Origin of the sequence: Aurantimonas coralicida DSM 14790 (genome assembly GCF_000421645.1) — a bacterium.
GTDB classification, from domain to species: domain Bacteria; phylum Pseudomonadota; class Alphaproteobacteria; order Rhizobiales; family Rhizobiaceae; genus Aurantimonas; species Aurantimonas coralicida.
The window spans coordinates 282,035-294,303 of record NZ_ATXK01000002.1; the positions used below are offsets into that span (position 1 = coordinate 282,035).

Here is a 12,269-nt window from a genome sequence, read left to right on the forward strand (position 1 = left end):
CGCAGCCATCCGGCGCATTTCCCACGGCCGATCGGCCCGTCCGCAACGAGACTGAACCGAACCGATGAAATTCACGCTTTCCTGGCTCAAGGACCATCTCGACACCGACGCCTCGCTGGCCGAGATCTGCGAACGCCTGACCATGATCGGCCTCGAGGTCGAGGCGGTGGACGACCGCGCCGTCTTCGCGCCCTTCCGCATCGCGCGGGTGCTGAGCGCCGAGCGCCACCCGGACGCCGACAAGCTGCAGGTGCTGAGCGTCGACGCCGGCCCCGAGGTCAATGACGGCAAGCCGCTGCAGGTGGTCTGCGGCGCCCCCAACGCGCGGGCCGGGATGGTCGGCGTTCTGGCGATGCCGGGCACCTATGTGCCGGGCATCGACACGACCCTGTCGATCGGCCGCATCCGGGGTGTCGAATCCCACGGCATGATGTGCTCGGAGCGCGAGCTGGAACTCTCCGACAGCCATGACGGCATCATCGATCTCGCCGCGGACGCGCCGGTGGGCACGCGCTTTGCCGATTACGCGGACCTCGCCGACCCGGTCATCGAGATCAACCTGACGCCGAACCGGCCCGACGCCACCGGTGTGGCCGGCATCGCCCGCGATCTCGCCGCCTCGGGCATGGGCAGGCTGAAGACCGCCGCGCCCGAGCGCATCGAGGGCGAGGGCGACTGCCCCGTCGCCCTGTCGGTGGAGAGCGCGACCTGCACCGGCTTTGCCCTGCGCAAGGTGTCGGGCGTCGCCAATGGCGCCTCGCCGGAATGGATGCAGAAGCGGCTGAAGGCGATCGGCCTGCGCCCGATCAACGCGCTCGTCGACATCACCAATTACGTCACCTTCGACCGCGGCCGGCCGCTGCACGTCTTCGATGCCGCCAAGGTCGCCGGCGGCCTCGTCGTGCGCGATGCCCGCGACGGCGAGGAGGTGCTGGCCCTCGACGAACGGACCTACACCCTGTCGGCCGGCATGTGCGTCATCGCCGACGACAACGGCGTCGAATCCATCGCCGGTATCATGGGCGGCGAGCATTCGGGCTGCGATGCGGCGACGACCGACGTCCTGATCGAATCGGCGTTGTGGGACCCGCGCGCCATCGCCCGCACCGGCCGCAGCCTCGGTATCATCACCGATGCCCGCTACCGCTTCGAGCGCGGCGTCGATCCCGACTTCATGGAGCCGGGCCTCGATCTGGCGACGCATCTCGTCCTCGATCTATGCGGCGGCACGCCGTCGCGCCGCGTGGTTGTGGAGAGCACCACGCCGGCTCCGGCGCCCATCGTCCTGCCCTTCACCGAGACCGAGCGCCTGACCGGCATCCAGGTGGAGCGCGACCGGCAGGTCGCCATTCTGGAGAGCCTCGGCTTTGCCGTGTCGCCGGACGGCGAGACCGCCAGCGTCGTCAGCCCGAGCTGGCGGCCGGATATCGACGGCAAGGCCGATCTCGTCGAGGAAGTCATGCGCCTCGTCGGCGTCGACACCATCGCGCCACAGCCGCTGCCTTCGGCGGGCGCCGTCGGCGGACGTATCCTCACCGTGCCGCAAATCCGCGATCGCGCCGCGCGCCGGGCGCTGGCCGCCCGCGGCATGGTGGAGACGGTGAGCTACAGCTTCATCGCCGAGAGCCATGCGGCGGCCTTCGGCGGCGGCGCGGCCGCGCTGAAGCTGGAAAACCCGATTTCGGCCGACATGTCGGACATGCGGCCCTCGCTGCTGCCGGGCCTGATCGCGGCGGCGGCGCGCAACGCCGCCCGCGGCCATGGCGATACGGCGCTGTTCGAGGTGGCGGCGATCTACCGCTCGGACGAGCCGGACGGCCAGTTGCGCGTCGCCGGCGGCCTGCGCCGCGGCACCGCCATCATGTCCGGCGGCGGCCGGTCGTGGAACGGCAATGCCTCCGCCGTCTCGGTGTACGACGCCAAGGCCGACGCCCTCGCGGCGCTGGAGGCGGCCGGCGCGCCGGTCGACCGGCTGATGATCGAGGCGCCGGCGAGCGACTGGTACCATCCGGGCCGCTCCGGCCGGATCAAGCTGGGGCCCAAGGTGGTGTTGGCGGAGTTCGGTGAATTCCACCCCAAGACGCTGAAAACCCTGGACGCATCGGGACCGCATTGCGGCTTCGAGGTGTTCCTCGATGCGATCCCGACGCCCAAGCGCAAGGCGACCCGCACCAAGCCGGTGCTGGCCCTGTCGGCCTTCCAGCCGGTGCGCCGCGACTTCGCCTTCGTCGTCGATAGCGACGTGGACGCGCTGAAGCTGGTGCGCGCCGCCGAGGGCGCCGACCGCAAGCTGGTCGGGGAGGTTCGCGTCTTCGACGTCTTCACCGGCGCGGCGCTCGGCGAGAACCGCAAGTCGGTGGCGCTGGAAGTCACCCTCAATCCGGTCGAGCGGACCCTGACCGAAGAGGATCTGGAGGCGGTGTCCGCCAAGATCGTCGCCCAGGTCGAGAAGGCCACCGGCGGCACGCTGCGGGCGTAACGGCCCGGGCATCCGGCGGGCGTACTCGGCGCGCGTTGCTGCCTAATGGTGGCGTGTGGTTCTGCTGCGGAGCGGGCCGCATCGGCGCTGAGGCATGGGTCCTCGGGTTGAACCCGAGGATGACGCGCGTTGATGGAGCGGGTAGCCTGTCGAGGGGGGCACATCGTCCCGGAACAGAAGCGCGTGCCGTCCGCCACTGTGCGGGCGGGTAAGTGGGGCCGCCTGATGGCGTGGCGGCTTTGTGGCCGCGGCTGTGGTGTTGCGGCCGCCTCGCGGGTGCCAATGGCCCTGCGCGAACAAACCTCGGACTGCGTCAATTCTTCTGTGCCATCCAGACCTTGTGGATGGCACCCTGCGGCTCGTCGAAGACGGCCATGCGCACGGTGAAGCCGGCCTCTGCCAGGAGCACCCGGTAGCCGGTGTCGCTGTAGCTGGCGTAGGCGAAGGGCACGTCGAACATCGTATCGCGAACGCTCGAATGGGACGGCCCGCTGGTGAACAGCAGCCAGCCGCCGGGGCGCAGCCAGGCGGCGAAGCGGCCCAGCATCGCCGTCTGGTCGCCATGGTCCAGATGGAAGAAGCTGTCCCAGGCGATGATTGCATCGAAGGACACGGCCGGGAGATAGGCCCGCATGTCGCACAGGATGGTCCGCACCTGCGGGTAGGCCCGCTGGAAATGCGCCAGCATGGCGGCCGAGCCGTCCAGCGCGGTGATCGAGATCCCGGCCTCCACGAGATGCGCCAGCCCCGCGTGACCGGTGCCGCAGCCGCAATCCAGGAGCCGCGCCCCGGACGGCAGCGCCGCCGCCAGTTGCACGTAGAAGGGCGGCTCCCAGGGCTTCAGCCGGCGCGCGGCCTCGAAGCGGTCGGCGATGAGGTCGTAGCCCGCAACGGCGGGGTGAAGCTCCGCGCTCATCTTGCCGTCACGCCGCGGCGGCCAGCCGCTCGCCGGCCATGCGGTAGGAGATCGCTTCGGCCAGATGGATGCGCCGGACCATGTCGTCGCCGTCGAGATCGGCGAGGGTACGCGCGACCTTGAGGATGCGGTGATAGGCGCGGGCGGAGAAGCGCATCTGCTCGGCCGCCTCCTGCAGCAGTGTCCGGCCCTCCCGGTCGGGCTCGGCGACGCTTTCGATCAGGGCGGCCGGACAATGGGAATTGCGGGTCGAGCCGGGCAGGCCGAGGCTCTCGTAACGCTCCGTCTGCAGGGCGTGGGCGGCAGCGACGCGCGCCATGACGTCGGCTGAGGATTCCGCCGGCTGCGGCCTGATCAGATCGGCGGCCGTGACCGCCGGCACATCGACGCGGATGTCGATCCGGTCCATCAGCGGGCCGGAGATGCGGGCCTGGTAGTCGGCGGCGCAGCGCGGGCCGCGGGCACAGCTGCGGCCGGGCTCGCCGGCCATGCCGCACCGGCAGGGATTCATCGCGGCGACGAGCTGCATCTTGGCCGGGTAGGTGACCCGGTGATTGGCCCGGGCGATGACGCTTTCGCCGGCCTCCAGCGGCTGGCGCAGGGAATCCAGCACGACCGGCGAGAATTCGGGGAACTCGTCGAGGAACAGGATGCCGCGATGGGCGAGCGAGACCTCGCCGGGTCGCGCCCGCAGGCCCCCGCCGACCATCGCCGCCATCGAGGCCGAATGATGCGGCGCCCGGAACGGCCGGCGATCCGACAGCTTGCCGCCGGACAATTCCCCGGCGATCGAGGCGATCATCGAGACTTCGAGCAATTCACGCGGTGTCAGCGCCGGCAGGATCGATGGCAGGCGCTGCGCCAGCATCGACTTGCCCGAGCCGGGCGGGCCGACCATCAAGAGGTTGTGGCCGCCCGCTGCGCTGATCTCCAGCGCCCGCTTGGCGACGATCTGGCCCTTGATCTCGGCAAGGTCCGGCAGGTCGGACGGCGCGGCCCGGATGGCCGGCTCCGGCCGGGCGATGATCTGCGTGCCGCGGAAATGGTTGGCGATCTGGATCAGGCTGCGGGCGGCGACGATGTCCATGTCCTGGCTCGCCCAGGCCGCCTCCGCCCCGCTCTCGGCCGGGCAGATCAGGCCGAGGCCGATGGCGTTGGCGCCCATTGCCGCCGGCAGTGCCCCGGCGACCGCGGTGGTCATGCCGTCGAGGGAAAGTTCGCCCAAGACGACATAGCCGGCCAGCGCATCGGACGGGATCGCGCCGAGTGCCGCCATCAGGCCGAGGGCGATCGGCAGGTCGTAATGGCTGCCCTCCTTGGGCAGGTCGGCGGGGGCGAGATTGACGGTCACCTTCTTCGGCGGCATCGACAGGCCGGAGGCATGCAGGGCGGCCTGGACGCGCTCGCGGCTTTCGGCCACCGCCTTGTCCGGCAGGCCGACGATCTGGATGCCGACCTTGCCCGGCGCCACCATCACCTGCACGTCGACGGGAATCGCCTCGATGCCCTGAAACGCCACCGTCTTGACCCGCGATACCATGCCACCACCCCTCGTGATGAACTCCGGCTCACCCATTTGCCGGAAAGCGACGTTAGGTAAGCATGGAAATCGGAATGAAACAAGAACAGGACAGAAACAAATCGGCGCCAGAGTGAGTCGCGGTCCAGCGACGACTCGATGGTTAAGCCGTCGTTAACGCGTCAAGCAGATGTCGCACGCCGCGCGCGGCTCAAAGCTGGGCTATCAGGAAGATTGTAGCCGACAGGGCCAGCAGGCCGGCCACCATGAAGCCGCCGTTCCAGACCACCCCGACGCGGAAGGCGCTGGTATGGCCGAGGCGGCCGATCAGCAGCGTCGTCGCCGTGAAGGGCGAGGAGGCGCCGGTGAGCGCCCAGCCGGCGGTCAGCGCGACGACCACGACATTCGGCGACACGCCCATGGCGGCCGCCGACGGCAGCAGGGGCGCCAGCAGCGACACCGACAGGATCGGGTTCATGCCGAGCTGGCCGAGCAGCGGGATGATCCAGACGATGGCGACGAGGATCACCGAGACCGGGATGGCGTCCAGCGCCAGGGCCTGATCGGCGATCAGCGGCTGCAGCAACTCGCCGCCGGTGGCGCCGATAAAGCCGGCCATGACCAGAAGGATCAGCTCGGACTGGAAGGAGGGGATGTCGATGAGGGCGAGCCGCTTCAGCCGCGTGGCGGTGCGCGCCGCCGTTCCGGTCTCGCCGCGGGACTGGATGACGATCCAGCCGATGGCGATGGTCGGCACCAGCAGCATCACCACGGCAATCACCCGCAGCCCGGTCAGGAGCTCCAGCACCGCAACGCCCGAAAAGAGCAGGACGAGCAGCGCCAGAAGCGGCTTCAGGTCGCGCCAGCCGCCGATCGGGTCGCGCCGTGCCGGTGCCGGCTGGGTCAGCTTCGGCTTGAAGTAGGTGTCCAGCGCCCAGCCGATGAAGGTGACGAGAGCCGCGTTGAAGATCGCGAAGACGGCGGCCCCGCTCCATGACGAGCCGGGAATGACCGAGGTGGAGATCGCCATGGCGAAGGCCAGCGGCGACCAGGTGAGCGAGGCGACGAAGCCGCGCTGGATCGCCAGCAGCATGCGCCGGTTGCGGATCTCGCGGATTTCGGCGTTGGGCTCGCGGCTGGCGATGCTTTCGGTCAGCCCGCCTAAAAGCGAGATCGCGCCGTAGCTGAGGATCAGCGCGAAGAGATGGCCGCCGGTGGTCAGCGCCAGATAGCGTTTGCCGGGCGGCTGGCTGGCGAGATACTGCCCGCATCGCTCGATGGCCGGCGAGGCGGCGGCGGGGCCGCGTAGCGAGGCGAGCGCGATGAAGAAGGCCGCGATGAAGCCGCCCTGTTCGAGCCCCTTCACCGTGATGGCGAGCCAGTCGGCACGGGTGAAGAGGGCGATGGCGACGAGGCCGAGGCCGAGCGCCACGAAGGCTTGGCGCGACCAGGGCGCCCGCGGCGTGGCGAGGACCAGGAAGACGAGGATGCCACCGGCCGCGACCAGCCCGGCGCCCGCGCTGCCCACCCATTCGCGCAGAAGGATGGCGACGCCCGTGACGATCAGAACGACACCGATGAGACGGTCGATCAACGCTTGCGAACTCCGCGGAGGGACAAGGCGGCGGGAAACTCTCTCTGTCTTAGCATTCCCGGGCGGCGCGTCACGTCTCGCCGGCGAGATTTGCACCGGATCGTCGCCTGGGGATCGGTGAGCGGCGCAGGGCGCGGGGGTTTGTCAGGCGGGCAGACCGGCGGTATGACGCGCCATGCCCCTGACCGTCGCCACCTTCTATCGTTTTGTCACGCTCGACGACCTTCCCGCGCTGAAGGCCGAGCTTGCCGCCTTGTGCGCCGACACCGGCACGCGCGGCACGATCCTCATTGCCCCGGAGGGGATCAACGGCACGCTGGCGGGCCCGCGGGACGGCGTGGCGACGATGGTCGCGCATCTCGACCGGCGCTGCGGCATCGGTCGCGGCGAGTTGAAATTCTCGGCGGCCGAGGACTGGCCTTTCGCCCGCACCAAGGTGCGCATCCGGCCCGAGATCATCACCATGCGGGCGCCCGAGGCCGATCCCTCCCGGCGCGTCGGCACCTATGTCGCCCCTTCCGACTGGAACGCCCTGATCGACGATCCGGAGGTGCTCGTCCTCGACACCCGCAACCGCTACGAGACCAAGGTCGGCGGCTTTGCCGGGGCGGTGGATCCGGCGATCGACAGCTTCACTGACTTCAAGGCCTATGTGGAGACCGCGCTCGATCCGGCCGAACACCGCAAGGTGGCGATGTTCTGCACCGGCGGCATCCGCTGCGAGAAGGCCTCGGCCTACATGCTGTCCAAGGGGTTCGAGAGCGTCTTCCACCTCAAGGGCGGCATCCTGCAATATCTCGAGGACGTGCCGCAGGAAGACAGCCGCTGGGAGGGCGACTGCTACGTCTTCGACGGCCGCGTCGCCGTCGGCCACGGGCTGGCCCGGACGGACTGGACCGCCTGTTATGGCTGCGGCCAGCCGCTGTCGCCGGAAGAGCGCGCTGACCCGGCCTTCGAGGAGGGGGTCTCCTGCGCCCATTGCATCGACAGGCTGACCGAGGAGAAGGCCGCGTCGCTGCGCGAGCGCCAGCGCCAGATCATGCGGGAGGCGGGACGCGACTGAGCGGCCCGCCGTCCGTCAGAAGGGCAGCCCCACATAATTCTCGGCGAGCGATCTCTGCGCTGCCTCGGAATCGGCCAGATAGTCGAATTCCGCCTCCTGGATCCGCTGCGAAAAGGCGCCGTGCTCCTCGAAGCGGTGGATCATGGAGGTGAACCACCAGGAGAAGCGCTCGGCCTTCCACACCCGCGCCAGCGCGGTCTCCGAATAGGCTTCGAGAAGGCCGTCGTCCTTGTCGAGATAATTGGCGATCAGGGCGCGCGACAAATAGTGGATGTCGGAGACCGCCAGGTTGAGCCCCTTCGCGCCGGTCGGCGGCACGATATGGGCGGCGTCGCCGGCAAGGAACATCCGGCCGTAGCGCATCGGCTCGGCAACGAAGGAGCGGAGCGGCGCCAGCGACTTCTCGATCGACGGCCCGCGCACCAGATTGCCGGCGACCGCGGAAGGCAGCCGCGCCTGCAGTTCGTCGAAGAAGCGTTCGTCCGGCCAGTTGGCGACGTCGTCGTCGGCGTCGCACTGGATGTAGTAGCGCGAGAGCTGCGGATTGCGCAGCGAGCACAGCGCGAAGCCGCGGCTGTGATTGGCGTAGATCAGCTCCTCCTGGATCGGCGGCGTGCGGGACAGGACACCGAGCCAGGCGAAGGGATAGACCCGCTCGAAGGTCTCGATGCTGGATGCTGGGATCGCCTGCCGGCAGACGCCGTGGAAGCCGTCGCAGCCGGCGATGAAGTCGCATTCCAGCCGCTGTTCGCCGTCGCGCGTGCGGTAGGTGACGAAGGGCGCGCTGCCAGTGATGTCCTGCGGCGCGACGTCCTCGACCTCGTGGATGACTGGCACGCCGGCCGCGTCGAGGGCGTCGTAGAGATCGTGGGTCACCTCGGTCTGGCCATAGACCGTGACGGTCTTGCCGCCGGTCAGTTCGCGCAGGTCGACATGCAGCATCTCGCCGCGCCAGGCGATGTCGAAGCCGTCATGGACGAGGCCCTCGCGGTCCATCCGCGCGCCGAGGCCGACGGTGCGCAGGAGATCGGTGGTGCCCTGTTCGAGGACGCCGGCGCGGATGCGCGAAAGGACGTAGTCGCGGCTCTTGCGCTCCAGGACGACGCTTTCGATCCCGGCGCGGTGCAGGATGAGTGCGAGCAGCAGGCCGGCGGGGCCACCGCCAATGATGGCGACGCGGGTGCGGGTCGTCGTCACGCGGCGTTCCGCCGATGTGCGGCCGCGGTGCGAGCCTTGATGGCTCGCAGGGTGGAGAGCTCCAGTTCGGTCGGCGGCAGCGTCTCGCCGACATCGGCCGCATAGACCACGTCCCAGTCGCAGCTTGCCGCGATCGCCTCGCGCGAGGCACCCGGATGGATGGAATTGACCTCGAATTCCTTGGTCTGCGGGTTCGGCCGCCAGACCGCCATGTCGGTGACCAGCAGCGTCGGTCCCTTGGTGGTGATGCCGAGATCCTGGCGGTCCGAGCCGCCCTTGCCGTGACCGAAGGAGGTGAAGAAGTCGATCGCCTTCACCATGCCGCGCTTGGTCTGCTTCATGGTGATGAACACCTCGCCGCAGGACGAGGCGATCTCCGGCGCGCCGCCGCCGCCGGGCAAGCGGGTCTTCGGATGGGCGTAGTCGCCGATCACCGTGGTGTTGATGTTGCCGAAGGGATCGAGCTGCGCCGCGCCGAGGAAGCCGATGGAGATGCGGCCGCCCTGCAGCCAGTAGCGGAACATCTCCGGCACCGAGACGGTGGTGAGCGCGGTCTCGCAGAGTTCGCCGTCGCCGATGGACAGGGGCAGGACGCTCGGCGCCGTGGCGATGGTGCCGCTCTCGTAGATCAGCGTAATGTCCGGCGCATGGGTGAGCCGGGCGACGTTGCAGGCGGCCGAGGGCGCGCCGATGCCGACGAAGCAGACGTCGTCGTTCGACAGCGCCCGCGCGGCGGCGATGGTCATCATCTCGTCGGGCGTGAAGTCCGCGTTCGCCATCACATCTTCCCCTTCAGCGTCTCGACGCGGCCGGCGAAATCCTCCGGCCCGGCCTGCATGACATGGGTGTCGATCCAGGCCCTGAACCGGTCCATGTCGGCGGCGATCTCGTCCCATTCGACATAGGCCGCATTGTCCCGGCCGTAATAGCCCCGCGCATAGGACGGATGGGCGCCGCCGGGCACATGGGCAATCGCGCTGATCGTCCAGTGCGGCAGGATGGTCAGGTTCGGATGGGCGTCGTCGAAATCGTCGACGATCTCCTCCACGGTGATGACGGCGCGCCTGGCCGCCAGCACCGCCTCCTTCTGGACGCCGAGAATGCCCTCGATCAGGACATTGCCCTTCCGGTCGGCCTTCTGGGCATGGATGAAGGTGACGTCCGGCCGGATCGCCGGAACGGCAGCCAGTTCCTCGCCGGTGAAGGGGCAGGTGACCGAGCGGATGTTCGCATTGACCGCCTTCAGCCCGGCGCCCTTGTAGCCGCGGAACACCGCCATCGGCAGGCCGGCGGCGCCCGCCTCATAGGCATTGGCGAGGGCGGCGTGGGAGTGTTCCTCCAGTTCCAGCGGCTGCGGCACGCCGTTCTCCACTGCGTCGCGCACGCGCCGCAGGAGGCCGACGCCGGGATTGCCGAGATAGGAGAAGATCATCTTCTTCACGAGGCCGCAGCCGACGAGCTGGTCGTAGACGAGGTCGGGCGTCAGCCGCACGAGGGTCAGCTCGCCGATCCCCTGGCGGATCACCTCGTGGGCGGCCGCATGGGGAATGAGATGGGTGAAGCCCTCGAAGGCCGCGATGTCGCCGGGCCGCAGATTGTCGGCGACGGCGTCTTTCAGTGTCTTGAACTGTGCCATGGATCTCTTTGCAGCCGTCAGATGTCGAAGAAGATCGTCTCGTTCTCGCCCTGCAGGTGGATGTCGAACCGGTAGGTCGGCACGTCGCCCTCCTGCGTGCGCGGCGCGATCAGCGTCTGGACCCGCGCACGGTGCTCGATGCGCGCCAGCACCGGATCGGCCGCGTTGGCTGTCTCCTCGTCGCCGAAATACATGCGGGTGTGAAGCCCGAGATTGATGCCGCGCGCCACGATCCAGACCGTCACATGCGGCGCCTGGGGGCGGCCGTCCTTGAACGGGACCGGGCCCGGCTTGATCGTCTCGAAGACGAACTCGCCGGTGGTCATGTCGCCGGGCGAGCGGCCGAAGCCGGAAAAATGCGGATCGGCGGTACCGCGGGTCTCGGACGGGCCGGGATAGAGCCCTTGCGCATCGGCCTGCCAGATTTCGACCAGGGCGTCCTTCAGCGCGGTGCCGACGCCGTCGAAGACGCGGCCGACGATGCGGATGCGCTCGCCTTGCGTCTGCGCATCGACCATGCGGGCGCCGAGATCCTCGGCATAGACGCCCTCGATGCCGCTGTAGTTCGGCGTGCAGCCGATATGGACGTAAGGTCCGGCGGTCTGCGACGGCGATTCCTTCAGATAGGGAAGCGGCTGGACCATCAATTGCCCTCCGTCCGGTTCTCGAAAAGGGTCGACCGGCGCCCGCGCAGGACGATGTCGAAGCGATAGGCGCGGCTGTCCATCGGCACGGCATTGTTCATGTCGAGCGGCGCGATCAGCCGTTCGACCGCGGCCCGGTCGGGGATCGTGGCGACGATCGGGCAGCGCCAGATCAGCGGGTCGCCCTCGAAATACATCTGGGTGATCAGCCGCTGGGCAAAGCCGTGGCCGAAGACCGAGAAATGGATATGGGCCGGCCGCCAGTCATTGACGCCGTTCGGCCAGGGATAGGCGCCGGGCTTGATGGTACGCAGGCGGTAGCTGCCGTCGGCATCGGTGAGGGTGCGTCCGCAGCCGCCGAAATTCGGATCGAGCGGTGCCAGATAGGTTTCCTTCTTGTGCCGGTAGCGCCCGCCGGCATTGGCCTGCCAGAATTCCAGCAGCGCGCCGGGAACGCCCCTGCCGGTCTCGTCGAGCACCCGGCCATGGACGATGATGCGCTGGCCGATCGGCTCGCCGCCATGGGCGAAATTGCGCAGCAGGTCGTTGTCGGTCTCGCCGATCAGATCATGGCCGAAGACCGGGCCGGTCATCTCCGAGACGGTGTTGTCGAGCGAGATCGGCGCCTTCTGCGGCGAGCGCGTCACGCTCGTCTTGTAGCCGGGCGTATAGGCGGCCGGGTGCCAGTTGCGGTCGCGCTGGAAGAAGGATCCGCCGCTCATGCGGGGCCTGCCTCCGCGGCCTTGTCGATCTCGGCATAGACCGACTTGGCGATCTTGATGGCGTGGTTGGCGGCCGGCACGCCGGCATAGACGGCGACGTGCAGCAGCGCTTCCAGGACGTCCTCGCGGGTCGCGCCGGTATTGGCCGTGGCGCGCACATGCATGGCGACCTCGTCGTCCTGGCCGAGCGCGGCCAGCAGCGCGATGGTGACGATGGAGCGTTCGCGATGGGTGAAATGCGGCCGCGACCAGACGGTGCCCCAGGCGCCCTCGGTGATGAAGCTCTGGAAGGGGGCGTCGAACCCGTCGCTCTGGCGCTGGGCGCGATCGACATGGGCGTCGCCGAGCACGGCACGGCGCACCGTCATGCCCGCCTGGTAGCGCTCGCTGGGGTCCTGCTGCATGGTTCCTCCCGGTCTCCGTCAGCTCAACCCGGTCACTATCAGCCGCCTGAAAACTCATGTAAAATGAATTCCAGCGCAGTTCGCATAACCGTGAG

11 protein-coding genes are annotated in these 12,269 nt (G+C 68.9%); 2 read left to right on the forward strand and 9 right to left on the reverse strand.

The window, feature by feature from the left end:
- Positions 1-64: 64 nt before the first annotated feature.
- The gene (gene pheT, locus H536_RS0105915) at positions 65-2,479 is read left to right on the forward strand and encodes a phenylalanine--tRNA ligase subunit beta (RefSeq protein ID WP_024349588.1); all 2,415 of its coding nucleotides are present in this window, start codon (positions 65-67) and stop codon (positions 2,477-2,479) included.
- Between the two features lie 313 nt (positions 2,480-2,792).
- Here pheT and H536_RS22395 read toward each other — a convergent pair whose 3' ends face one another.
- The 3 genes from H536_RS22395 to H536_RS0105930 all read right to left on the reverse strand — a co-directional run bounded on the left by H536_RS22395 (position 2,793) and on the right by H536_RS0105930 (position 6,508).
- Positions 2,793-3,395, reverse strand: a complete 603-nt coding sequence (locus H536_RS22395) for a class I SAM-dependent methyltransferase (RefSeq protein WP_024349589.1) — start codon at positions 3,393-3,395, stop codon at positions 2,793-2,795.
- Between the two features lie 7 nt (positions 3,396-3,402).
- Positions 3,403-4,935, reverse strand: coding sequence for a YifB family Mg chelatase-like AAA ATPase (locus H536_RS0105925; RefSeq protein WP_024349590.1), 1,533 nt, complete (start codon positions 4,933-4,935; stop codon positions 3,403-3,405).
- Positions 4,936-5,125: 190 nt separating this feature from the next.
- On the reverse strand, positions 5,126-6,508 hold the full coding sequence (locus H536_RS0105930; RefSeq protein ID WP_029702813.1) for a hypothetical protein: 1,383 nt from the start codon (positions 6,506-6,508) through the stop codon (positions 5,126-5,128).
- A gap of 175 nt (positions 6,509-6,683) precedes the next feature.
- Here H536_RS0105930 and trhO point away from each other — a divergent pair, with 175 nt between their 5' ends.
- Positions 6,684-7,571 carry an oxygen-dependent tRNA uridine(34) hydroxylase TrhO gene (gene trhO, locus H536_RS0105935; RefSeq protein WP_024349592.1) on the forward strand — a complete coding sequence of 296 codons (888 nt, stop codon included), beginning with the start codon at positions 6,684-6,686 and terminating at the stop codon, positions 7,569-7,571.
- A gap of 15 nt (positions 7,572-7,586) precedes the next feature.
- On the opposite strand, the gene pobA is transcribed toward trhO, so the two are convergent.
- Genes pobA through pcaC form a run of 6 tightly spaced genes read right to left on the reverse strand, consistent with a single transcriptional unit; the run spans position 7,587 to position 12,174 of the window.
- Positions 7,587-8,768 (reverse strand): 4-hydroxybenzoate 3-monooxygenase, encoded by a 1,182-nt coding sequence (pobA, locus tag H536_RS0105940; RefSeq protein ID WP_024349593.1) that lies wholly within the window; start codon positions 8,766-8,768, stop codon positions 7,587-7,589.
- Positions 8,765-9,547: a CoA-transferase subunit beta gene (locus H536_RS0105945; RefSeq protein ID WP_024349594.1), complete on the reverse strand. Its 783-nt coding sequence runs from the start codon at positions 9,545-9,547 to the stop codon at positions 8,765-8,767. Before H536_RS0105945 ends, pobA begins: the two co-directional genes overlap by 4 nt.
- Complete coding sequence (locus H536_RS0105950; RefSeq protein ID WP_024349595.1) at positions 9,547-10,404, reverse strand: CoA transferase subunit A; 858 nt, start codon at positions 10,402-10,404, stop codon at positions 9,547-9,549. Before H536_RS0105950 ends, H536_RS0105945 begins: the two co-directional genes overlap by 1 nt.
- 17 nt (positions 10,405-10,421) lie before the next feature.
- Positions 10,422-11,048 carry a protocatechuate 3,4-dioxygenase subunit alpha gene (gene pcaG, locus H536_RS0105955; protein ID WP_024349596.1) on the reverse strand — a complete coding sequence of 209 codons (627 nt, stop codon included), beginning with the start codon at positions 11,046-11,048 and terminating at the stop codon, positions 10,422-10,424.
- A complete protein-coding gene (pcaH, locus tag H536_RS0105960) occupies positions 11,048-11,770 on the reverse strand; it encodes a protocatechuate 3,4-dioxygenase subunit beta (protein WP_009210950.1) in 723 nt (240 codons plus the stop codon). The genes pcaG and pcaH overlap by 1 nt, the downstream gene beginning before the upstream one ends.
- Positions 11,767-12,174, reverse strand: a complete 408-nt coding sequence (gene pcaC, locus H536_RS0105965; RefSeq protein WP_024349597.1) for a 4-carboxymuconolactone decarboxylase — start codon at positions 12,172-12,174, stop codon at positions 11,767-11,769. The genes pcaH and pcaC overlap by 4 nt, the downstream gene beginning before the upstream one ends.
- Positions 12,175-12,269 lie beyond the last annotated feature (95 nt).